This window comes from Sphingobium sp. 3R8 (assembly GCF_020166615.1).
In the GTDB taxonomy this organism is placed as follows: domain Bacteria; phylum Pseudomonadota; class Alphaproteobacteria; order Sphingomonadales; family Sphingomonadaceae; genus Sphingobium; species Sphingobium bisphenolicum.
This window is the reverse complement of sequence record NZ_JAIQXR010000012.1, coordinates 94,737-117,646: the sequence shown is the minus strand read 5'-3', so window position 1 is coordinate 117,646 and position 22,910 is coordinate 94,737. Positions and strand designations below refer to the sequence as shown.

The 22,910-nt window shown below is 61.4% G+C and carries 21 protein-coding genes and 1 pseudogene; 10 read left to right on the top strand and 12 right to left on the bottom strand.

Translation table 11 applies throughout. The features are described from left to right. Positions 1-6 precede the first annotated feature (6 nt). The 5 genes and pseudogenes from K9B33_RS13105 to K9B33_RS13085 form a co-directional block, all read right to left on the bottom strand. A complete protein-coding gene (locus K9B33_RS13105; protein WP_224549332.1) occupies positions 7-1,194 on the bottom strand; it encodes a DUF2252 family protein in 1,188 nt (395 codons plus the stop codon). Positions 1,195-1,836: 642 nt separating this feature from the next. Continuing rightward, a pseudogene (locus K9B33_RS13100) lies at positions 1,837-4,228 on the bottom strand (PAS domain S-box protein); the annotation flags it as partial. A gap of 291 nt (positions 4,229-4,519) precedes the next feature. Further along, positions 4,520-4,687, bottom strand: coding sequence for a hypothetical protein (locus K9B33_RS13095; protein WP_224549331.1), 168 nt, complete (start codon positions 4,685-4,687; stop codon positions 4,520-4,522). A gap of 40 nt (positions 4,688-4,727) precedes the next feature. Beyond that, entirely contained in the window at positions 4,728-5,453 is a 726-nt protein-coding gene (locus K9B33_RS13090; RefSeq protein WP_224549329.1) for a Crp/Fnr family transcriptional regulator, read from the bottom strand. Between the two features lie 508 nt (positions 5,454-5,961). Continuing rightward, on the bottom strand, positions 5,962-7,320 hold the full coding sequence (locus K9B33_RS13085; protein WP_224549327.1) for an alginate export family protein: 1,359 nt from the start codon (positions 7,318-7,320) through the stop codon (positions 5,962-5,964). 47 nt (positions 7,321-7,367) lie between these two features. Here K9B33_RS13085 and K9B33_RS13080 point away from each other — a divergent pair, with 47 nt between their 5' ends. The 3 genes from K9B33_RS13080 (at position 7,368) to K9B33_RS13070 (ending at position 10,470) form a co-directional block, all read left to right on the top strand. Beyond that, positions 7,368-8,324, top strand: coding sequence for a chromate resistance protein ChrB domain-containing protein (locus K9B33_RS13080; RefSeq protein WP_224549326.1), 957 nt, complete (start codon positions 7,368-7,370; stop codon positions 8,322-8,324). Further along, positions 8,321-9,724: a chromate efflux transporter gene (gene chrA / locus K9B33_RS13075; RefSeq protein WP_411974013.1), complete on the top strand. Its 1,404-nt coding sequence runs from the start codon at positions 8,321-8,323 to the stop codon at positions 9,722-9,724. The genes K9B33_RS13080 and chrA overlap by 4 nt, the downstream gene beginning before the upstream one ends. Positions 9,725-9,795: 71 nt before the next feature. Then, positions 9,796-10,470 carry a superoxide dismutase gene (locus tag K9B33_RS13070; RefSeq protein ID WP_224549324.1) on the top strand — a complete coding sequence of 225 codons (675 nt, stop codon included), beginning with the start codon at positions 9,796-9,798 and terminating at the stop codon, positions 10,468-10,470. Between the two features lie 307 nt (positions 10,471-10,777). Here the strand turns inward: K9B33_RS13070 and K9B33_RS13065 are convergent, their stop codons facing one another. After that, positions 10,778-11,206, bottom strand: a complete 429-nt coding sequence (locus K9B33_RS13065) for an NUDIX hydrolase (RefSeq protein ID WP_224549322.1) — start codon at positions 11,204-11,206, stop codon at positions 10,778-10,780. A 161-nt stretch (positions 11,207-11,367) separates the two neighbouring features. Here K9B33_RS13065 and K9B33_RS13060 point away from each other — a divergent pair, with 161 nt between their 5' ends. Both K9B33_RS13060 and K9B33_RS13055 read left to right on the top strand, forming a co-directional pair. After that, positions 11,368-11,703, top strand: coding sequence for a TfoX/Sxy family protein (locus tag K9B33_RS13060; RefSeq protein ID WP_224549320.1), 336 nt, complete (start codon positions 11,368-11,370; stop codon positions 11,701-11,703). A 334-nt stretch (positions 11,704-12,037) separates the two neighbouring features. Then, positions 12,038-12,835, top strand: coding sequence for a HEPN domain-containing protein (locus tag K9B33_RS13055; protein WP_224549318.1), 798 nt, complete (start codon positions 12,038-12,040; stop codon positions 12,833-12,835). 166 nt (positions 12,836-13,001) lie between these two features. On the opposite strand, the gene K9B33_RS13050 is transcribed toward K9B33_RS13055, so the two are convergent. Then, positions 13,002-13,430 (bottom strand): NUDIX hydrolase, encoded by a 429-nt coding sequence (locus K9B33_RS13050; RefSeq protein WP_224549316.1) that lies wholly within the window; start codon positions 13,428-13,430, stop codon positions 13,002-13,004. A gap of 241 nt (positions 13,431-13,671) precedes the next feature. Here K9B33_RS13050 and K9B33_RS13045 point away from each other — a divergent pair, with 241 nt between their 5' ends. Next, complete coding sequence (locus K9B33_RS13045; RefSeq protein WP_224549314.1) at positions 13,672-14,304, top strand: tyrosine-type recombinase/integrase; 633 nt, start codon at positions 13,672-13,674, stop codon at positions 14,302-14,304. 118 nt (positions 14,305-14,422) lie between these two features. Here K9B33_RS13045 and K9B33_RS13040 read toward each other — a convergent pair whose 3' ends face one another. From K9B33_RS13040 to K9B33_RS13020, 5 genes are read right to left on the bottom strand one after another with little or no spacing between them, the layout of a single operon-like run. Continuing rightward, positions 14,423-14,824, bottom strand: coding sequence for a thiol-disulfide oxidoreductase DCC family protein (locus K9B33_RS13040; protein WP_224549312.1), 402 nt, complete (start codon positions 14,822-14,824; stop codon positions 14,423-14,425). Beyond that, positions 14,817-15,350 (bottom strand): DUF4166 domain-containing protein, encoded by a 534-nt coding sequence (locus K9B33_RS13035; RefSeq protein ID WP_224549311.1) that lies wholly within the window; start codon positions 15,348-15,350, stop codon positions 14,817-14,819. The genes K9B33_RS13040 and K9B33_RS13035 overlap by 8 nt, the downstream gene beginning before the upstream one ends. Then, positions 15,347-15,820, bottom strand: coding sequence for a DUF2269 family protein (locus K9B33_RS13030; RefSeq protein ID WP_224549309.1), 474 nt, complete (start codon positions 15,818-15,820; stop codon positions 15,347-15,349). Before K9B33_RS13030 ends, K9B33_RS13035 begins: the two co-directional genes overlap by 4 nt. Further along, positions 15,813-17,090, bottom strand: a complete 1,278-nt coding sequence (locus K9B33_RS13025) for an SDR family oxidoreductase (RefSeq protein WP_224549308.1) — start codon at positions 17,088-17,090, stop codon at positions 15,813-15,815. The genes K9B33_RS13030 and K9B33_RS13025 overlap by 8 nt, the downstream gene beginning before the upstream one ends. Positions 17,091-17,104: 14 nt before the next feature. Next, positions 17,105-17,428, bottom strand: a complete 324-nt coding sequence (locus tag K9B33_RS13020; protein WP_224549307.1) for a hypothetical protein — start codon at positions 17,426-17,428, stop codon at positions 17,105-17,107. Between the two features lie 172 nt (positions 17,429-17,600). Here K9B33_RS13020 and K9B33_RS13015 point away from each other — a divergent pair, with 172 nt between their 5' ends. The 4 genes from K9B33_RS13015 to K9B33_RS13000 all read left to right on the top strand — a co-directional run bounded on the left by K9B33_RS13015 (position 17,601) and on the right by K9B33_RS13000 (position 22,899). Next, on the top strand, positions 17,601-19,343 hold the full coding sequence (locus K9B33_RS13015) for a sensor histidine kinase (protein WP_224549306.1): 1,743 nt from the start codon (positions 17,601-17,603) through the stop codon (positions 19,341-19,343). Continuing rightward, complete coding sequence (locus K9B33_RS13010) at positions 19,340-20,680, top strand: sigma-54-dependent transcriptional regulator (RefSeq protein WP_224549305.1); 1,341 nt, start codon at positions 19,340-19,342, stop codon at positions 20,678-20,680. The genes K9B33_RS13015 and K9B33_RS13010 overlap by 4 nt, the downstream gene beginning before the upstream one ends. A 334-nt stretch (positions 20,681-21,014) precedes the next feature. Next, entirely contained in the window at positions 21,015-21,881 is an 867-nt protein-coding gene (locus K9B33_RS13005) for a TauD/TfdA dioxygenase family protein (RefSeq protein ID WP_224549303.1), read from the top strand. A gap of 19 nt (positions 21,882-21,900) precedes the next feature. After that, positions 21,901-22,899 carry an ABC transporter substrate-binding protein gene (locus K9B33_RS13000; RefSeq protein WP_224549301.1) on the top strand — a complete coding sequence of 333 codons (999 nt, stop codon included), beginning with the start codon at positions 21,901-21,903 and terminating at the stop codon, positions 22,897-22,899. Positions 22,900-22,910 lie beyond the last annotated feature (11 nt).

The window sequence follows — 22,910 nt, the reverse complement described above, 5'->3', positions numbered from 1 at the left end:
TCTGGTTCAAGCCGCCTGAGAGAGCGCATAACGACGGCAATGTTCCAGATAGCCGGCTTCGTGGCTGGCGGTCAGGTGAACGACGCTGTTCCAAAGCCAGGTGGGCGCGTCGATCTCGACGCTCGAGCGTTGGGCTATAGCCTTGGACCAGTTCGCGCGATCGCTGCGATCCATCTGGCGGGCATGCGCAACACCGACGATAAAGGCGAGATAGCGCGCAGCACGGGTGGCTTCGCCCCTCGAAAACTGATCGATCTCCAGCTTGAGATCCTGCGGCATCAGCTCGCGCAGTACCATTGGCCGATCTGACACTCGCGTGGCGAGCATACGCTCCCCCAAATTGGGTGCCAGCGCCCGGGCGCCTGCTACTACGCGCTCCGCATGATCAGTTGGCATCGCCTTTGGATCGCTCGAAGGCGCTACTGCCGCGACCGCTTCCTTCAGATCGATCAGGGCATATTCCGACGGCGACTTTTTCGTGCCACCGATCGCAAGCAGCGCCGCGTAGCGAAGGTTCCCGAGCGAGCTGCAACCCTTTTTCCAATAGGCAGCATCTACCAGGCGCGCGCGATCGTCCGTGTCGCGTCCGCTGAGCGAAAGGATCATGGCCATCACCGCAGGCGTTTCGAACAGCGCCTCGAGCGCCGACCGCTCGTCATGATCCAACTTCCAGAACTTCTTGCCCAACGGAAGCCTGGGTTCCACATCGTCGAGCCGCTCATCGGCGAGATGCCGCCAGCGGCGTCCCAACGCCCGTCGGCGTACCGCGCGCACGACATTGGGCTCAGGGGCGCGATCATCATCCCGATCGGCCATTGCGTGGGTATAGCCTTCGACCATCTCCTCAATCATCCGCGCTGTCGTGACGCCAGGAAGGTCTGATCCGCGTGCAGCCGTCGCCAGGCTGAGGCCGAGCCGGATGAGATCATGCGCCGGATTGCCGATCACGCTTTGATCGAGGTCGCGGATCTGGATATCGACCTTGCCACCGGCATTGCCCACGGGTCCCAGATTGCCGAGATGACAATCTCCGCAAATCCAGATGGCGGGTCCTTTGGGAAGATGTCGGGCCAACCCCGCGTCCGCCAGCCACTCGTAGAATTTCACGGTATTTCCGCGAACATAGGCATGAGTGGACCGTGCCATCTTCAGCGCACGGCTTTGTTCGAGTTCGCGCAGGCGGTTATCGCTCATCCAGTTCCTTGCTGCTCTATTGCCAAATTATGGCCTAAAACGCGTCGAAAGAAGAAAATGGTCCATTGCTTAAATACTGATTGATTGATCGAGATTAATTTCAAATAATGTAGATTATGGCGAGTTGTCTTATCAATAGTTTTTCCATAAATAGCATCTGCTGAAATCAATGCCTATTTATTGCGCATCAATGAATGGCAAATTTTAGCATTATAATAGGCCCGATAGCCTTGATTGCGACGAAACTTGGTGCCGCGCAGGGCGATGATGCCGAAAGAAATTAGGCGACCGTGTATGGTCCGATAGACAGTCGGCGCCAACTGCAGCTATTTGCACGTTCCTCACGAACAGGACATTTGCCTATCGATCGGCCTCCAGCGTCACCGGAGAGAATTAGATCGACCGCGTTTAAGACCGGAAAAAGGGCGGCGGAGTGGCCGATAGGGTGGCCTGTCCGAAGCGGTGCGCATTGCAATTGACGCTGGCCTCGCGCCCCTCAACTCAGAATGTTTTGAATCACCCAACAAGGCTGTCTCTGCTCTGCCAGCACCGGGAGAACAGTGCGTCCTGGTCGGCGCGGCGGAGCCTCTGCCCCCGGGCAACGAACTGCTCGAAGGGGCGATCGACTGCATCTTCCTGCTCGATCATGCGTGGCGCTTCACCTACCTCATGATAGCCGCCGTCGGTGAGGACATCGACGATGAGCGAGCGAACCGAGGCCTCGTCGTCGATGACGAGCACCGTTTCGCCATGGCCGCCAAGTTCAATTTGCATGGGCTCGGGCTCCGGCATTTCCGCCACGGCGCCCATATGGCGGGGCAGATAGAGGCACATGGTCGTGCCGGCGCCGACCTCGGAATAGATCCGGACCTGTCCGCCGGACTGGCGCACGAACCCATAGATCATCGAAAGGCCAAGGCCCGTGCCTTCGCCGAGGGGCTTTGTCGTGAAGAAGGGATCAAAAGCGCGAGCGATCACGTCGGGTGTCATGCCCGTTCCGGTGTCGCTCACGCACAACGACACATATTGACCCGGCGGCAGTTCGCGATCGCGCGCCATGCGATCATCGAGCCATTTGTTGGCCGTTTCGATCGTCAGCCGTCCGCCGTCCGGCATGGCGTCGCGGGCGTTGATGCACAGGTTGAGAAGCGCATTTTCAAGCTGATAGCGATCGACCAATGTCGTCCATAGTCCGCCGGACCCGACCACCTCGATCTCCACCGACGGGCCGACGGTACGGCGCAGCAGATCCTCCAGTCCTGCGACCAGCTGGTTCACATTGACGAACGTAGGATCGAGCGTCTGTCGCCGCGAAAAGGCGAGCAGCCGCTGCGTCAGGGCCGCGGCCCGTTTTGCCGCGCCCTGCGCCGTCTCGAGATGGCGGCTGATCGCGTCGAGCCGACCCTGCGAAATACGCAGTTCCAAGAGTTCAAGATTGCCGAGGATCCCGGCCAGCAGATTGTTGAAGTCATGCGCGATGCCGCCGGTCAACTGCCCGACCGCTTCCATCTTCTGGCTCTGGCGCAAAGCCTCTTCGGCAGAGGCCAGCGCCTCGGCCGCCTCGGTCTCGGCCGTGATATCGCGTCCGAACAGATAGAGCATCCCGCCCTCAGGCACCGTGGTCCAGGCGAAACGATGTTCGCTGCCGTCTTGTGCACGAAAAACGCTTTGCGATTCGACGACCTTTGCGTCGGGCTGGGCAAGCCTCTTCAATCTCTTCTTCGCGGCGTCCTGCTCCTTAGCAACATATTCCAAGATATTGCGACCGACTGCGTCGGCCTCGGTCCATCCCAGCACCTTCGTCCAGGATGGATTGACGGCGCTGATGACGCCGTCGGTCGTAGCTACGACCTTGACGATCGGAGAAATCGCCCAGATCCGCTCGCGGTCGGGCAAGCTGGCGTTCCCAGGTGATGTCGCGCGCTACCGCGTGGATGCGGCCGGAATCCGGAACCGCGTTCCAGTCAAGCAATCGATAGCTGCCGTCCCGACAGCGATAGCGGTTCTCGAAGGAGAGGGTGGTGATGCCTTGCGCAAGCTTCTCGACCTCGGCCGCCGTGCTGGGCAGATCCTCGGGATGGACAAACTCGGAAAGGACATGGTCGATCATCTCGTCTTCCTGCCATCCCAGGAGCCGGGTGGCCGAGGGGTTGACCGATCGGATGATGCCGTCAAAATCGCAAACCAGCATGAGGTCCTGGCTCAGCGACCAGAGGCGATCGCGATCCCGCCGTTGTGCCGAGACCGCGTCGATCGTGGCCAGCGCGCCTGCTATCTGAACGGCGATCAGGCTCGCAAAATCCCGGGTGACATCGTCGAGGACGCGGTAGGGATTGAGGCCAAGCACCAGGGCACCGACGGCTTTTGGTTCCCCTGGCTGCTCGACCGCGAGCATCAAAGCCTCGCGTGGGGGAATCTCCCATGGCCCGGTCGGCAAATCAGGCCTCAAGCTTTCAAAGGCGATCACCCTTTGCTTCTCGCCTCTTTCGATGTCGGCAACGGGCCAAGACACTGTGTCGTCGGACCCAAGATAAGGGCTGTCGGCCAATTGGAATAAGGTCAGATCGGCGAACGGAAAGTCCCGGCCATCGTGGGCAAAAACATCATGAACTGCTTGCGTCACATCCGATCGGCGTTGCGCCTTGAGCAATGCCGCGGCTAGGTTATTCAGCTGCTTGATCCGTCGTTCGCTGATGACCCTGTCGGTTTCCTCGCTGACGACGCACATCAGTCCGTCGACAGCGCTGGCGCTGCCGATCAACGGGCTGTAGGAGAATGTATGGTAGGTTTCCTCCGGATAGCCATTGCGCTCGAGGAGCAGCAGTAACTGCTCGTCCCAGGTCGCGACGCCATCGTTCATGACGGAGAATATGCGGTCCTTGACGTCCTCGAACACTTCCTTCCAAACCTGCGACATGGGCTGGCCCAGCGCGGTCGGATGCTTAGAACCGAGCGTTGGAATATAGGCGTCATTATAGAAGAAAGTGAGGTCCTCTCCCCAGCCGAGCCACATGTCGAAACGCGACAGAAGCATGAGCCGGAGCGACGCCTTCAGTCCGTCTGGCCATTGATCTGGCGGTCCTAATCGCGTGGCTTCCCAATCATGCGCACGCATGAGGGCGCTCATCTTGGACTCGCCAGGAAAGATGTCGGAGAGGCAGCCTGTCATATTCCCCCTACTGCTTGTCACAAGACTGCAGCTAAGCGGTAATGACTTCAGTCGCCTTAGGTTCCTGCCGATGGGACACTGGACGCTTGAGGTCTGTCGGATCGACCTGATCCGACGCAACGCTATCGCCGCCGGGCTGGGAAGACCATTGGCCGCTTATTCGACCTGTGAGCGCGCCTCCATTGCGGCGCGTAATAATTCCCGCGCCGTGATTTCCGCAGCGTCCGGGGTTAGGGCGACGGCAATCCCGTCGGGCCCGTCCAGCAGGACCTGCCCTTTTTCCGCTACGGCTTTTCCGGCGTCAGAATAAGGCTGCTGGGTCATGTCGATCTCCACCTGATAAGGAGCGAACGACACGGACCCGTCAGTGTTCCGTCAAAGAATCATCGATGAAAAGATAGTCGGCGTTGAATTCGCTGAGCCGATAGAGCGCGGGTGGATCAATAAAAGTCACTTGATGGGCTCGCACCGTCAGCAGGTCGCGCTCGCGCAATTCCCTCAGCATGCGGTTGACGTGCACGGAAGTCAGGCCGCAGGCTTCGCCAAGATCAGCTTGGGTCACGGGAAGGTGGAATTGCCTGCCATCACTCATCCCAACGGCGCGCAGCTTCATCTCGATTTCGCAGAAGAAATGGCCAAGCCGCTGGATCGCATCGAGGCGGCCGAGCCGAAATATCCACTCGCGGTGCATCGCCGCGTCCAGCAAGGTGCTGAACCATAGCAATTTCGCCATGCCGGGTCGCTCCGCCATGATTTCGTCGAGTCTGTTGTGGGGTACCTGAGCGATGGTGCAGGCGGTCATGGTCGCCACATCATGATCCAGGCGTTTGAGCGGATAAGCATGGAGGTCGACAAAGTCGCCCGGCACATGAACGGCGATCAACTGCCTGTACCCCTCACGGTCGTCCTTGTAGCGACACATAAAGCCATCGACGAGGTAGGTGCTCATGGACACCGGATCGCCCTCGCGTATCAGCATATGCCGAGGAGAAAGCGCGCTGATTGGACCTGCCGCCTGCTCCAGGGCAGCGAGGTCCGCTTCAGTCAGCTGGTTGCGGCGGCGGCCGAGAAGAAACTTATCGAACGTCATTAGCGCCCCCCAAGAAAACGGCATAGCAGGCAATTCATAGGGGTCTGGTTGCTCGTAGCAAGGACGATCATCTCCGACGCCGCGCACAATCCAGCACCATCTACGGACGGTATCACGCGCCGGCAACGAAGATATCGTTTCGGACCGTATCTTTGAACCATCGGAACGAGTTGTGCTCACTTTGAGCTACAGCCGGTCCCATGGCCGCCAAGTCAGGCTACATTAGCCTGCTTCTCGAAGTCCATAAGGCTGAGATAGACCAAGGCCGAGTGCCTGCGTCTGGGATTGTAGAAGCGCTCGATGTAATCGGCGCCGGTACTGTTGGAGCAAACGCCGGAGTCGATGGGTGGCGCTGAGGCAGTTCGCGGTAGCTTGTGGCCGATATGCCGGCGACGGGCATAGCGGACGGTCCGCACTTGGGCGGTAAAAATTGACTGCTGAAAGGCCGCAAAGGGTCGACTCTCGTCGGCCGATATTAGCAACATTCAACTGACAGACCCAGCGGATCTCAGAAACTGGCGGTCAGGTTGAACGATCCATATTTCGTCCAGGGCCCCGATGGCGCGTTGGGCGCGTAGCGCAAGAAGCGGCCCTTGGCCAACAGCAGGCCGTCAAATTCGAAGCGCAACCGCGCCGGGATGAGCCAGTAACGCAGCCGTGCTTCCAGTTGATGGCCAGCAAAGTCGCCCGACCGTCCCGACGCATCGCGCACCCCGGTCCCTGCAAAGCTGTCCTCGCTGGCGGCCAGCCACATCGCTCGATACACCGCAAAGGCGTCAAGGCGCTTGTTGGGCGTGACCTCCAGCCTGATGCCAGGCGTCATGATGTTCGTGCGGGCGATCGCATTGTAAAGACCCGCTGGAGCGAGGTCCGCCCGGCGCATGCCGAACAGCGTGTCGAAACGCCCATAGCGCCCGCCATGCCGGTCACCGCTGGCCCGATCGAATTCGACTGACAGTCGAGGTTTCCATGCGCCCGCAAAGCTGTAGCCAATATCGGCATGGATGAAGTTGGCGTGTACCGATTGATGCAATGCGGCGGGCGCGAGCGACGCGCTAATCATACCGGTCTGGTATAGGGCTTCCACCTCATAATAGAGTTTCCTAGCGCGCGGCTCCGCATTGATACGAACCCCGAACGTATCAAGCGATCGGTCGCGCGTCGGCCGTCCTGGCGCATCGCGTTCGCCGAGATGATAATAGCTGATCTCGCCTATCGCCGATCCCAGGATGTTGCTCTTCGTCATCAGCCCTCCCCATAGGACCACATCAAAACTCTCCCTGTCGAGGTTGACCCTGGCGTCGCGGAGATCCTGCTGACTGTCCGGCAGCCGGACCTGCGGCAGGGTGTAGATCAGCGTCGCCTTGATCCCCTGCGGCATGACCAGATCGGCGCGCCCGCCGGTATAGCCATTGGTGGTATTGCGATAATCATCGGCCGCGACGAGACGCCGCGATCCCAGGTTCAACATCATCCGCCCGGCCGTCAGAGTCAGTTTTGACCCCTTGCCGAAGGGCGCAAGGATGTCGGCAGCGATATAGGCCTGGACCGGCTCCAGCGCATTCACCTCCCCAACCGTGACCGGCGTGCCGGCATCGTCGCCGAACACGCGACTATCGTATAGTTCGACACCGAACCGCACATCGCCCGTCCTATATTCGACGAGAATGTTCGTGCGGATGTTGAGCAGGTCGTCGCTAGCGTTGAAACCCGCGCGCGCCTGTCCGTCGATCGCTTCGTAGCGGACGCGGATAGCGCCGCTCACGGTGAGACCGTCCGCTGGATCATCGGCCATCGCAACCGACGGGACGCCCAGTGCCAAACAGCACGTCACGACGACCGGGAAACAAGCGGCGGCAAATTGCATGAGATATATATGTTCCTATGATTCGATTGATAAGATATATATGTTCTATGATGACGACAAGCGAACCCTCCATCTGGCTGGCCCTGCTGCACCAGCTTCCCGTCAAGCCGCCCTATCTGCGCGTGAAAATCTGGCGTCGCCTGCAGGCGATCGGTGCGGTTCCGCTCAAAAATGCGGTGCATGTCCTGCCTCTCCGCGACGAGCATGAAGCGGCGTTTCGCAGTCTGATGGGCGCGATCATCGATGGCGGCGGAGAGGCGACCCTCATCGAAGCGCGGATGCTGGGCGGCCAGAGTGACGGTGATATCCGCGCCATGTTCGACGCCGCGCGCGACGCCGACTATGATGACATAGCCCTGGCGGCGCGGCGGTTGATCGATACCGGCCCTGCCAGCGGGGCCGATATCGCCAAGCTCCAGAAGCGGATGGCGGATGTCGTCCAACTCGACTTTTTCGGCGCACATGGGCGGCAGCAGGCGCAAGCGGCGTTGGCCGACCTCGATCGGCAACGCTATCAGCATCCCGACGTCAGTCGCGACGAGCCCGCCGCCGACCTGCCGCGCGATCTGAAGGGCAGGACATGGGTGACGCGCAGCGGCGTCCATGTCGATCGCATCGCCTGCGCCTGGCTGATCCGCCGCTTCATAGACCCGGATGCGACCTTCCGTTTCGTCGATGGCCGCAGCTACGCGCCGCAAAAGCATGAGCTGCGCTTCGACATGGCGGATGCCGAGTTCACCCATGAGGGCGATAATTGCAGCTTCGAAACCCTCGTCGCGCGGTGTGGACTGACCGATGATCCGGCGCTTGTCGCTATCGCGGAGATTATTCACGACCTGGATATTGCCGACTGCAAGTTCGCGCGGCCCGAGACGGCGGGCCTTGGCGCGATGCTGTCGGGCGTCTGTGCCTCCACCGATGATGACATGCAGCGCATCGCGACGGCCAGCGACGCGCTGAACCAGTTCCACGCCTATTTTTCGAACCGAAAGGCAAACCGATGACCGCAACCGGCTCCATGCTCGCCGATCCATCTGAGTCGAAAGCGAGCGATCATGGCATCCCGCTTGGGGAGGCGACCCGGATATGGGCGCGCATCGCCGCGTTGAGTTTTGGCGGACCGGCTGGCCAGATCGCGGTGATGCACCGGATATTGGTCGAGGAGAAACGCTGGATCGGCGAGGAACGATTTCTCCATGCGCTCAACTATTGCATGTTGCTGCCCGGCCCTGAGGCGCAGCAGCTTGCCATCTATATCGGCTGGCTGTTGCACAAGACGCGCGGTGGGCTGATCGCGGGTGCGCTGTTCGTCCTGCCCGGTTTTCTCGCCATATTGGCCTTGAGCTACCTCTATGTGCTGCTGGGCCAGTTGCCGCTGATCGAGGGCATATTCTTCGGGCTGAAAGCCGCTGTCCTGGCCGTGGTGGTTCAGGCGGTTGTGCGTGTAGGATCACGCGCGCTCAAGAATAATGTTATGCGCGGCATCGCGGTTGCAGCCTTTGTCGCGATCTTCTTTCTCGACGCACCCTTTCCCCTGATCGTCCTGGCGGCGGGCGCGGGCGGCTATATCGGCGGGCGAAGCGGCCTGCCCCAGTTCAAGGGCGGCGGCGGTCATGGTCCTGCCGTGGGCGACGTCGTCCATGACCGGGACACCGCGCTGGGTGAAGCCTTGCCCGACCATGCGCGACCCGATCTGGGGTGGTCGCTGCGGATATGCGCCATCCTGTCGTTCCTCTGGCTGGCGCCCGTTGCCGGATTGTTCCTGATGCTGGGGCCGGACCATGTGTTCACCCACATCGCCACTTTCTTCAGCCAGATGGCGGTCGTGACCTTTGGCGGCGCCTATGCCGTTCTTGCCTATGTGGCGCAGGAAGCGGTCGGCACTTTCGGCTGGCTGCGGCCCGGCGAAATGCTCGATGGCCTGGGCATGGCGGAAACGACGCCTGGTCCGCTCATCATGGTGACGCAGTTTGTGGGATTTCTGGCCGCCTTTCGCGACGCGGGCACGATGGCGCCCCTGCTGGCGGCGACGCTGGGCGCGATCCTCACGACCTGGGTGACGTTCGTGCCCTGCTTCCTGTGGATCTTCGCCGGCGCGCCCTTCATAGAGCGGCTGCGGGGCAACAAGGCGCTGTCGGCAGCCCTGACCGCCATCACCGCAGCTGTCGTGGGGGTCATCTTCAACCTCGCCATCTGGTTTGCGATCCACACCTTGTTCGGCCAAACGATCGCGGTTCGCTCGCCGACCGGCAGCTTCGACGTTCCCATTCCCGCTTCCATCAATATAGCAGCGGTCGTGCTGGCGGTCGCCGCCGCAATGGCCATCTTCAGGTTCAAGCTGGGCGTATTGACGGTTCTGGCCGGCTGCGCGACGCTTGGCGCGATTTACACCCTTACCGTCTGACAGGATTTGCAAACATGGTTGATGTCTCTCGTCGTACCGCCTTTCAAACCCTGGGAGCAGGCGCTTTGGCCATGGCCACCACCGATACGGCAAGCGGGCAAATCGCCGCGCCGCCCGCCGCCTTGCCGCCAGCCTTTGCCGGCACGCACCAGCCCAAGCCGCTGCGCTTCGATCCGGCGAAGCTGGACGGGCTGTCGGAGCGCCTCATCCGGTCGCATTGGGAGAATAATTATATCGGGTCGGTAAAAACCCTCAACATGGTGGAAACCCGGATCGCCGCCGCGCTGGCCGATGCCGACATGCCGCCAGTCCTCTATGGTGGCCTCAAGCGCGAGGAGTTGCATCGGACCGGATCGGTCATTCTCCATGAGATATATTTCGACGGGCTTGGCGGCAACGGCCAGGCCACTGGCTCCATTCATGCGGCGCTCGCCAAAGCCTGGGGATCGTTCGAGACATGGGAGAAGGATTTCCAGCGCACGGGCCTATCGCTGGCCGGCGGCTCAGGCTGGGTGATCCTCGCCTATAATCTCCATAACCGCTCGCTGCACAATTATTGGGCCTGGGACCATATGCATGGTGCGGTCACCGGCATCCCGATCCTCGCCCTCGACATGTACGAGCATAGTTTTCACATGGATTACGGCACGCAGGCCGCCAAATATATCGACGCCTGGTTCCGCAATCTCGACTGGGAAGCGGCAGACCGGCGCTATGCGCAGGCGATAGCGGTCGGCGCGACCTGAGTTCGGCCGCGTCTAAAGATATTTGGAGATCGTGCGAAATTCTCGACGGCAAACCCATGCCTTCCCTCGCCTGGGTATGACTGAGGCAATGGTCGTGATAATGGCTTCTTGGCGGTGACGATCGCCTTATCGACCGCTTGGACGATGTCTGCGCAGGGGCGTCCGCTGTCGATCATCTCGACCATGCTGTGCAGATGGGGACCCGCCTAAATAGCTGACGGTCTGCTGCTTGGGAGCGAAGTTGGATCGCTGAGAGACTGATTTGGGTCGACATTGTAAGGCCGCGGATGGCACGTGGCCAATCCATTCAGGCTTTAAGGCGCGCTTGATCTGATTGAGCGAAACGCTTGAGAAGCGAGCGTAGCTCTTCGCTTTCGACCATCTCGGTAATCTGCCCCGCGAGAATCCAACGCCTTTGCCGAAAATTCATTTCCGGCCAGGTTTGCAGCTCTACCGTCACGCGCATCGGGAACGTATCAACCGGAATTTCGATCGCGGCCCCATATCCGACTTTCTTTCGCAGATAATATGTCTCGAACGGTGTTTCCGCCATCGAGCCTATTACGCCGGCCTCCTCAAACGCCTCCCGCGCCGCCGAAGCGTGAGGTAACATTCCGCTGACCGTTCCCTTTGGCAGAACCCAGCGTCCCTTCCTTCGAGAGGTGATGAGCAACAGGGAAAGCCTATTGGCCTCATCTAGACGAAAAGGAATGGCTGCCGACTGAATCTTCTTCATGTGGGAGAATGTAGCTAAGCCGTGTGCGTCCGCTATACATATTCGGACGAGAAGCCATCCTTAAGCAATGTCCGCAATCAGGCGATAGAGCTTGGCTCAGGAAAGACCGAAAAGGGTCGATTGACCCTCGACCTTTTCATCTGGACCGGCGATATCGCCTTATGGCGTCCGATCGTAAAACCGTTGAATTCCTCGTCGAGCAGATGGCAGGCGGCGGCACCGTTTCAGCCAAGGCGATGTTTGGCGAATTTGGCATTTATTGCGATGGGAAAATGGTCGCATTGGTCTGCGACGACCGCCTATTCATAAAGCCAACGGTTGGAGGGCGGGCATTCGCTGCCGGTGCGGAAGAAGCCCCTCCATATCCCGGTGCAAAGCCCTGTCTCCTGATCGATGGGGAAAAGTGGGATGACCGTGAGTGGCTTGCCGAGATCGTTCGTATCACATCCCAGGAATTGCCTGTTCCCAAGGTCAGGACCAAGCGGAAATCCGGTTGATGCAACGCCAGGCAGAAGCCCGTGTTCGTTAAACGAATATCCGCTCTTGGAATGTGCAAGTGAATTCCTGAATATCCGGGACGGGTCGGTTTTGGCGGGATCGAGCCAACAGCATTCGTTATCTCCAATCCCTATCGTGCTAAACGCTGCCATCCATTTTAGCGGTGCGTTTCGCCGGCGCCCGAAAATGTGCGAGGAGATAAGTATGACGTTTCAACGGCCGCCTGAGCATGGGCCGCAGTTCGAAGCTATGATGGCGTAGATTGACTTCAAGCTTACCAATGACGGCGTCGATATCCCGTCGCGACCGATGCTTGCGGTGCGCGAAGTTTCGATGACGTATAATCTCAGCATTCCGCTCGGTGGCGACACCATGCGTATGCCGCCGGAATTGCGCGAGAATGCAGCACTGAGCGAAGCGATCAATCAATGGTACAAGGACAACTACGGCGATCGGCTGAAAGAAGATCCATGCCCGGGTCGGATGGTGATCCTGCTCGATGGAGATTTCTATGTCCTGCGTGTTCCTCGTATCTTCGGCAGCGTGAATTTCGTTCTGACGCGCCAGTGGTTGCCTAACCTTAGGATCGGGCGTGGCCCCGCAACCTGCAATATCATCCAGCTTATTGACGGGATGACCGCTGCTAAGGCCGGGCGGCTGTCCGATGCCGCGCTTGAGACAATTGGGCGCGCGTTCGAGATCGCCGTGCCTGCAACGTTTACGCTTGAGAGCACGGGTCATAATTTGATGTTCATCGCTCGCGGCGATGTCGAGGCTGCGGTCAACGGTCTGATGGCTCGTGGCGGCCGCTATGGAGAATCGAAATGGGCTTCGCTTCAGGCCGCCGAAAAGGTACTCAAAGCCGCGATCGATCGCGAGGGCGCGAAATACGGTTTTATCCATGGGCTTGCTGCCCTGTGCAAGACGCTCGCCGATCAAGGGCTGGGCTTTAACGCCGATGCCCAAGTCGCCGCGATTCAGTGCAAACCGGGTATTCGCTATGGTGAGGAACCTTGTACATGCGACGAGGCCTTGGCAGCCCACCGCGCATCGCTTGAGCTGGTAAATATCCTGCGTGACTCAGGCGCGAAGTTCGAACTGGGTATTGGCGGACTCCATCGATCGGGTTGAGCCTGGGCTATTTTCGGGTTCTCCAAGCCCGCCCAATCGCTTTCGGCCAATCGCAGCGTCAGGATTGGAAAAGCCGCCGGTCCGCACTTGGGAACGATAAATTGGTGGCTGAGCGACCGACTAGGGTCGACATCGGAAGGCAGTGGGTAGAACGTGCCCAATCTATTCAACCTTTAAGGCGCGCCTGATCTGATTGAGCAAAACGCTGGAGGAGCGAGCGCAATTCTGCGCTTTCCACCATGTCGGTTATTTGTCCCGCTAAAATCCATAGCCTTTGCCGGAAGTCCATCTCTGGCCAGGTCTGGAGCTCTACCGTCACAAGCATCGGGAACGCATGAACCGGGATATCGATCGCGGCCCCATATCCAACTTTCTTTCGCAGATAATATGTCTCGAACGGTGTTTCCCCGATTGAGCCTATTACGCCCGCCTCCTCGAATGCCTCCCGCGCCGCCGAAGCGTGAGGTAACATTCCGCTGACCGTTCCCTTTGGCAGCACCCAGCGTCCCTTCCTTCGAGAGGTGATGAGCAACAGGGAAAGCCTATTGGCCTCATCTCGTCGAAAAGGAATGGCTGCCGACTGAATCTTCTTCATGTGGAAGAATGTAGTTTACCCGCGTGCATACGCTACACATATTCCAACGAGATGCTCTCCCTTACGCCGTGTCCGCAGTCAGGTGAAAGCGCTTAGCTGAAAAGCGATCGAAGGGGGACAGCTGCCGAAAAAGCGGAACGTCAGCTGCTGGGGATCAAAAATCAGGCGCTGAGTGACCAGAAAGGGTCGGCGTCATCTGAAGCGTTATTCCTGCGGCCATCATGGCCTTAGGAGACGTGTCATGGGATTATCAGAATTTGATCCCGCAGCTCGGGAGCGAATAGCGTGGAACGCCGGACGTAAGGTTGGTGCGAAGCGGGCGCTGAAACCCCGTCAAATTTGGGCGATCCGCTTCTTTCTCGACCAACATGGACGCATTCGAGATCGGGCCCTTTTCGACCTCGCTATCGATAGCAAACTGCGGGGCTGCGACCTGGTGAAGATCAGGATCAGCGACATCGTCTGTGATCGGAAAATTCGAACACGGGCTACCGTCGTGCAGCAAAAGACCGGGAGGGCGGTTCAGTTTGAGCTGATGGACGATGTTCGCGCTAGCCTGCTGAAATGGCTTGAGCTGCGAGGTGGTTCCTTGGAGGATTATGCGTTCCCCAGCCGGACCGACCATGCCGCCCACATAAGCACGAGACAATATGCCCGCCTTGTCGACGAATGGGTCACTGGAATCGGGCTGCCTAGCGAGGATTATGGTACCCATTCTCTTCGCCGAACCAAGGCATCAATCATCTACAAGGCTACCGGAAATCTCCGCGCCGTCCAGATCCTGCTTGGACACACGAAGATCGAAAGTACGGTCAGATATCTCGGAGTGGATGTGGAGGACGCACTGACATTAGCAGAGGGCACAGAAATTTGAGGTTGCCTGGCTCCTCGCCGTTGCGGGGAGCCAGAACCTTTATAGCGGCTGCGCGTCACAAGTCGGTCGCTCAGGCAAGGGTAGGAGTGACCTGAAACTGGCCATTCCCCGCCGTGCGTCATAATAATCGATCCGCATCTTCAGTGCGCGGAATCCAGCAACTCTGGCGCTTGCCGAAAATGCGGTAGCGGTTGCGGGCGACCCAGCGATAAATAGTGTCGCGCAGGCGTCGCGGGATATATCCCGCGACGCCTGCGATCCGCCACGGCCACCCCAGACCGACGTAGATGGAAATGACCGCATCGCTGTCGCGCAGCACCTTGTCCCCATCAATGACTAGGATGGTGTCTGGATCGGTCGGATCGACGCCATGGCTACGGAACAGTTCCTCGCCCACTGCACTTTGCATTGAGGCCAGCCGATAGCGGCGGGCGCGGTCATGGGTCAGGATGAACTGCGCGTTGGCGGAGCAGAGCACGCATTGCGCATCGAACAGGATGATGGGGTGAGTGTCAGTCATCAATGCGCTCCATGCGGCCAGTGTAGCGAATGACATGTCCTAGCCAGGGAAGGCTTACCGGCACGTCAAAGACATAATGCCCGGCCTCTTCCCTTTCCCTCGCCTGACAGTGGGGGCGCGCCCATCCGGGGAAAGGGATACCGAGAAAGCGAAAGCCGACAAGGTCGAGATGAAGCTGCCCGGCGACCGCCGATAGTCGGAAGATATTGGTGGCCGGTCCCATCCGCTCGAACATCAGGCCATTGCGTTCGGCAAGACTGCTGCGATAGCGCCGCCCGGCAAAAGCGCGGCTCCATCGTTCGGTGCCGCTCCGGCGCTCGAACAACACCGACACGGGCACATCCTCTCCCGGAGAGGGCAATCGCATCATCCGGCAAAGCAGCTTTGCGATCGGATTCGCGCTGCGGGTCGCGACCGCCTTGCCCGCCCAACGCTGCATGTCGTCGGCATCATGCGCCTGCCGCAGAAGGGGCGGCAGCTCTTCTATATTCTGCCCCAACAGGCGGCGAAACAGGGGCGCGGTCATATTCCGATCTCCGGTTTGGCGACCATCAGCCAGAAAATGACGATGACGCCGATAAATGCAGGCCAGCCGAGCGCGAACCACCAGCGGGACAGGCGAAAATAGTGTGGCGGCAGCGGCGTGCCATCCGGCGTCGCGTCGGCAATCCGGCGCATGGCGATCTGGATGCCGACAACCGGCAGCCAGCAGGCCCCGACCAACAGATACAGCAGCATCGCCGCGACCAGCCATCCGCTGGTCAGGGGAAAGCCTGCAATCTGGGCCAGCCATATGCCGGTAACAGGCTGGATGATGACGGCGGGCGTCGTGAACAGCCAGTCGGCCAGCACGACATTGCGGTTCACCACGCGCCGCGCGTCCAGCGATCCGGCGCGGTTGGCCATCCAGCCATGAAAAGCGGTGCCCAGCCCGGTTCCGAACAACAGCGTGGAGCTGAGGATATGGATCGTCTTCAACAGGACATAGTCATCCACGGCGTATCTCCTTCGCATGGACGGCCAGCGACAGGCCGAGCACGGCGATATTCTTGACAAGCGGACCGAAGGGATCGGCCCATAGTTCAGGCGCAGCGGCGGTCAGGATTGCTGTGTAGACCAGCATCAGCGCCATACCGGCCAGCGCTGCCCCGCGCACCCGCGCCAGCAGGGCAAGGCCGACGGCGATATCGGCCAGCGACCCCGCCCATAGTGCGGCAGCCGCCGTGAAACCGGACAGGCCTCCACGCGTCAGCCATGTTGCGATCAGATCAGGCGGTGCGAAAGCCAGCGAAACGTTCCCGCCCGCTAGCCAGACCAGCGCGAGGAGGACCGGCAGGATAGGGGCGATGGCGCCGTCACGGGCCTCCGCCAGATCGGCCGGGGCAGCAGGGTGCCGGGCAAGCGCCTGATCCATTGCCATGGGACGAAAGCCGAGCGCGCTGACGAAGGGGGCAACCGGCGCGCAATTTCCTGCGGCCAGCATGGTCAGGCTCTCGCGCGTGGCGGGGCCTATACCCAGTCTTGCCACCCATGCGAGCAGCCATTGGGGGATGCCGATGCGCGGGACTGCTCCCATTCCCAGCCAGCGGCGTAGGGCGGCTGTCAGTTCATCAGTCGTCATTGGCGCGGGACCGACAGCGTCCAGCTTCAGCGCGATCGGCCCGTCATGGCGCAGGAGCCGCACTACAGCCTCGACCAGATCGTCGATATGGATCGGCTGGACCTGCCAGCCGCCTTTGCCAAGGCGGGGCGTCAGGGGCAACGCGGCCAGCATGGTGAACAGCGCCATGCTCGCGCCACCCCGACCCAGCACGAGCGAAGGACGCAGGACGGCCCAGCCCATTCGCCCGCCCATCGGGTCGAGCGCGGCGAGATGTTCATCCGCCCGCTGCTTGCTGCAATGATAAGGGGTGACTCCGGTTGCATCGGCGCCCAGCGCAGAAATCTGGATGACCCGTCCGACACCAGCCGCAAGGCAGGCGTCGAACAGAGCGCGCGGCCCTTGGTCATGCACGCCTGCATAATCGGCGCGGTGGCCGATCAGCCCGGCGCAGTTCACCACCGCATCAATGCCGGCGAGGCGAGCTTCCCACACCCCGGCATCGTCGCGGCTGAGATCGCAGGCCAATGTCGCGGCCTGCGGCCAGCAGCGCGCCAGTCCGACGGGGCGGCGGCCGGCAAGGGTTACGTCGAACCCGTCCGCCAGCAGCCTGCCTGCGATATGGCGGCCGATGAAACCGCCTGCGCCGACGATCAGGACGTGCATCTTTCTTTCCTCCTTCAGGCGTCGTGGCGCGGGCTGCGGGTCCACACCGCGATACCCATGCCGATCAGAGCCAGCAGCACACCGAACAGCGCGCTCGTCATGGTGCTCTGGATCAGGTCGGCGGCGCGGATCTGAATGCCCTTCATCGAGACGAACAGCATCGGCGTGGCGACCATCATGACCATCGACCAGACCGTCCAGAAGCGCGACCGCTCTTCCGTGCCGCAGAGTTCAGCGAGCAGGATCGACAGCGATCGCCACAGCACGGCAGCGGCCAGCGTCGCGACCAGAGCGGTGAGAGCATAAGTGATAAGCAGAGCGGCAATCGGCGCCAACATGGTCTGTCTCCCTTTCATGTCCCACCGGCTTGGCGGGCATGCCGGATGCTTCGCAATTGGCGTGCCAATTGCTTGGAAGGTCGGGAAAGCGGGGAAATGTGCGAAATGGGTGGAGCGATGGGCGGACGAAACGTAAACGATGTAAACAGAAAGCGCTGTTAAGGTGTCAACGATGGATACAGCATTCGGCATCATTGCCTATGTGGGCGCACTCGCTCTGACGGCTGTCGGCAGCCTTTTGCTGGCGATCTTTGTTGCGCTGCGGGCGCGCGCCTTACCTGGCGCAATGCTTCTGGTCGCTTTTTTGTCGGGTGTCGCCCTATGGAGCGCCGCGCAGGCTGCGCCTGCCTTGCTGGGAACCGGGGCTGCACCCTTCACCACCGCGATCATCGCCATCTCGCCGCTGTCAGCCGCGGCTTTCGTGCATCTTGTCTTCGGCTATGCCCTCTCACCATCGGCGCGGCAGGTCGCGGTCGCCAGCTATGCGCTGGCCGGTTTCGCTGGGCTTGTGGGGCTGGTTTTCGGAGTCGGCGAAGTGATCCTCTGGCGCAGCTTTCCGGGCTTTTTCGTGCCCTCGATCGTGGGTTGGGGCGTGCTTGGGCTGGCGGGAGCGCTTTCGCTGGCGGGGCATCTTCGCCTTTTCCGCCTCATGACAGTGCAGACTGGCGCGCCGCGCGAACAGGCCCGCGCCGTATTCGCGTCCAGCGCCCTCGGTCTGGTCGCGCTGAGCGGCTTTGCCTTTCCGGCGCTGGGCATCGATGCTTATCCCTGGCCGGTGCTGCTACTGCCGCTTTATTCGGTGGCGTTGGTCTATGGCATCGTGCGGCATCGCTTCATGGCGGCGGATATGTGGGCGCAGCGGGGACTGGTCTGGCTGTTGCTGCTGGCCGGAGCGGGCGCGGCGAGCGCGCTGATCGCGGCCTTGCCTCTGGCACTGGCAGGGCGTCCGGCGGGTTTCCTTGCGACATGGAGTGCGCTGGCGGCGACGCTGCTTTTAGGTCTTGCGTTGCTGACACCGCTCAAACGGCTGGTCGACCGGTTCGTTTTCCCCGGTGGACGCCTGACCGAAAGCGACGTCGCCCACTGGCGGGACCGGCTGGCTGAAGCGGCGGACGAGGTGCAACTCGCCGCGCTCGCCAATGCCATGCTGCGGGAGCGGCTGGCCCTGCCGCCGGATGGGCCGGTCCTGACGGTGCAGGGCGATGCCGTGACGCTGATCGGATGGGATGACGCGCCGCTGCCCACCCGTCACCTGGCGGAGCGCTTTGCCGGCCTTGTCGGGGAAGCCACCCGGCGCAACGCCGCATCCCAGCAGATGGTCAATGCGGAGCGCGAGGCGCGGCTGGCGGAGATTGGCGCCCTCGCTGCCACCGTGGCGCACGATCTGCGCAATCCATTGGGCATCATCACCATGGCTGCAACCCAGGCACCCGCCGAAGTGCGGGCGGAGATTGGCGAGCAGGTGGGGCGGATGAACCATCTCATCACCGATATTCTGGACTATGCCAGAGCATGGGTGGTCGCTCCGCGAGTCGTGGCGTTGGAGGCACTGGTCGCCCGCCACCGCGTGGAGGCGCAGTTTCCGCCCGGCATGAACATAGAGGCCGATCCCGCGGCTCTGGACCGTGTGCTGGCCAATCTGATCGACAATGCCCGGTCATTGGGAACGAAGGTCGCCCTGTTCGCTGAACCCGGACCGGCCGCGATCATCGACATATGCGATAATGGCCCCGGCATCGCAGCCGATATCCGGGAGAGCCTGTTCCAGCCTTTCGTATCGCGGCGACCGGGCGGCACCGGCCTTGGCCTCGCCATCGTCCGTCGCATCATGGAGGCGCATGGGGGAACCGTGTCGCTGGTCGAGCGACCGGGCTGGTCCACCTGTTTTCGTCTGACCTTTGGAGTGCAACCATGATCCTGCTCGCCGACGATGAACCTGCTTTCCAGCGGCTGACCGGTCAATGGCTGCGCAGCCTGGGCCATTACGTTGAAACGGTCGGCGACGGCGATACCGCCCGCGAAGCCTTTGCCCGCATCGCGCCCGATGTCGTGTTGCTGGACCTCTCAATGCCGCCGCATCATGATCCAGAGGCAGGGTTGGCTTTGATCCCTGCCTTCGCTCCCGCGCCGGTCGTCGTCATGACCGGTCATGCCGATCATGCACTGGCGCTGAAGGCCGTGCAGGCCGGGGCATGGGATTTTCTGGCCAAGCCGGTCGATCCCGATATGTTGCAGGTGGTCGTCGCTCGCGCCGTTGAACGCGCCCGCCTTGCCCGCGAAGTGGCGCAATTGCAGGCGCAGGCGAGCGGTAGCGAGGATATGGGGCTGTTTGGTGTTTCCCCTGCGATGGCGAACCTCCGCGATCTCATCCGCCGCGTCGCGCCCACCCAACTGCCGGTGATGATATTGGGGCCAAGCGGTACAGGCAAGGAACTGGTCGCGCGCGCGATTCACAATGCGTCGCGTCGCGCCGTCAAGCCATTGGTCCCCGTTCATTGCGGCGCGGTGCCGGCCGACCTTCTCGAAAGTGAGCTTTTCGGCCATTTGAAGGGCAGCTTTACCGGCGCCCATGCCGACCGGCCGGGCTTGGTCGAATCAGCATCGGGGGGCACGCTTTTCCTCGACGAGATTGGGGAAATGCCCGCAGCCATGCAGGTCAAGTTGCTGCGGTTCTTGGCGGACGGAAGCTATCAGCCGGTCGGGGCGCGGGAGATGCGGCATGCCGATGTGCGGGTTCTCGCTGCTACCCATCGCAATCTGGAAAGCGCCATTGCCGATGGCAGCTTCCGCGAGGATCTTTTCTATCGGCTGCGCGGCCTAGTGCTGCGTACGCCAGCGTTGGACGAACGACCTGACGATATTGCGATGCTGGCCCGTCTGTTTCTTGCACGCGCCACCAACGGCGAAGCTATGTTCGCCCCGGACGCGCTGACTTGGCTGACAGCTCGTCGCTGGCCGGGCAATGTGCGAGAACTGCGCGCGGCAATCGAATGCGCCGCCGCCTTGGCTCCCAAGGCTGCAACCGGCATCAGTATCAGCGCGAGCGACCTTGCGTTCGCTACCGGCGAAGTCGCGGCTTCGACGCCCCCAGTAGGCAGCCAGACGCTGGAAGAGGAGGTGGCTGCGCTGGAACGCCGGAGGATCAGCGAAGCACTGGACCGTACTGGGCGCAATCATACCCATGCAGCGCGTGAACTTGGCCTCTCACGAGTGGGATTACTCAAGAAGATGGATCGGATGGGATTGCGCTAAAGAAACACGTACCCTTTCATTGGTTGCATTGCACGATCAATGGACAACGGCAGGATCGCAGGCGACCAATTTTGAGGGCCGGAGATCGAATAGCGGCCCTTCCGGACCCGAGAAACGAAAATCAGCCTCGGAATGGCGACAAAGGGTCGTTGCTGCACAATTCTTTCACCTCGTAAATCCGTCTATTCCGATGGACCATGCATGGGTGAACAACGCTCATAGGTTTGAAACAACTGAAGGGCGATCGACCAGAAGTCGATAATCGACCGGCATGACAGTCTCTATTGCGGTGCCATGCCGCTGTTGTCGCGGCGTAGCAGCACAGGAGAGTTGCATGTCCGCTGCCGCCCGAAAAATCGATGTGTCTGCTAATGTCCTGCTCGACATCCGCCCGTTGCAGCCGACCATCGGCGCCGAAATCCACGGCGTCGATCTGTCGCGACCGCTCGACCCCGAGATACGCGACGCGATCCGCGCGGCGGTCGTGCGGCACAAGGTCGTCTTCTTCCGCGACCAGACGCTCGACGATGCCGGACAGGAGGCCTTCGCCGCCCAATTCGGCCCGCTCTATACGCATCCGGCCAACCGCCATGTAAACGCCGTCACGCCGCTGCACGAGATTTCGGCCGATCTGCAGGCGAAGATTGAGGCGAAGCGGCTACATCAGGATGTGAAGCGCGGCGACGAATATCATAGCGATACGAGTTGGCGGCTGGTCCCGACCTGGGGCGCGGTGCTGCGCGCGATCGACCTGCCGGAGGTCGGCGGCGACACCATCTGGGTCGATGCGAACCTTGCCTATGAAGGCTTGCCCGAGGAGGTGAGGCAGCGGCTGGAAGGGCTGCACGTCACGCACGACTATCGCGATGCGCTGCTTGCCAACGGGCACGACTATCCGATCGTCGCCCATCCCGTCGTGCGCACGCATCGCGAGACCGGGCAGAAGATCCTGTGGGTCAACCTGACGCAGAAGCCACAGATATTGAGCGTCGATCTCGCCGAAAGCCGGGAACTGCTCGACGAGGTGCTGCGCCAATACAAGCGACCCGAATTCCAGGTCCGCTTTTCCTGGAAGCCCGGATCGGTCGCCTTCTGGGACAATCGCGGCGCGGTCCATTATGCGGTGCGCAACTATGGCGACTATCCCCGCCTGCTGCGGCGTGTGCTGATCGCCGACGAACCGCTCTACGCCGATCTTTGAGCCAAGAGGAGGCGGCGACATGACCCGATGCGGCTGGCTGACGGCGTCGCTGCCGATCCTGCTTGTGCTGATCGCCGGCGCCCTTTTCTGGGACAGGGGCCGGCTCACGCCGGCGACGGAGGCACGGACCGTCCTCGTCGTCGGCGACCAGAAGGGCGGCGCGCAGGCATTGCTGGAGGCGTCGGGCGAACTGGCGCACATGCCCTACCGGATCAAATGGGCGTTGTTCCCGGCGGCGTCGCCGCTGCTGGAAGCGCTGGATGCCGGGGCGATCGATGTCGGCGGCGTCGGCGCCGCACCCTATGCCTTCGCCTATGCGGGCGGGGCGAAGATCAAGGCGATCATCGCCTATCGCCCGCCGCAGGCGGAGGCGGGGCGCGCTTCCGCGATCGTCGTGCCGAAAGAATCGCCCATCCACACCCTCGCCGACCTTCGGGGCAAGCGCCTGGCGACGATCAAGGGGTCGGCGGGGCAGGATCTGGCGCTCAAACTGCTGGAGAAGGCGGGTCTGAAACCCGGCGACGTGCAATGGACCTATCTCGCCAATGGCGAGGCGAAGGCGGCGCTGGCCAGCGGATCGATCGACGCCTGGTCGACCTGGGGCAGCTATGTCGGCATTGCCGTGCTGGAAAATGGCGACCGCATCCTGGCCGACGGCAGCGGCGTGCCCACGGGCGCGGTGTTCTTTGCTGCGGGCGACGGGGCGATCCGCGACAAGCTGGCGCTGCTGGCCGATTTTGCCGCCCGGCTGGCGCGCGCCCGACTCTGGGGGCAGACACATCAGGAGGATTATGCCCGCACGCTGGCCCGCGATACCGGCATTCCGATCGACGTCGCGCGCTTCGCCGCGGGTGCGGCGCTGGGCGAGACCGTGCCGATCGACGCCGCCCTGATCGCCGAACAGCGCGACATATTCCGTCGCTATCAGGCTGCGGGTTTGATCCCGGCCGTGCCGGACCTGAAAGGGGGATATATCCCCGACTTCAACAGCGCCGCGCAGCCCGCAACTGCACGCTGATCACGGCATCA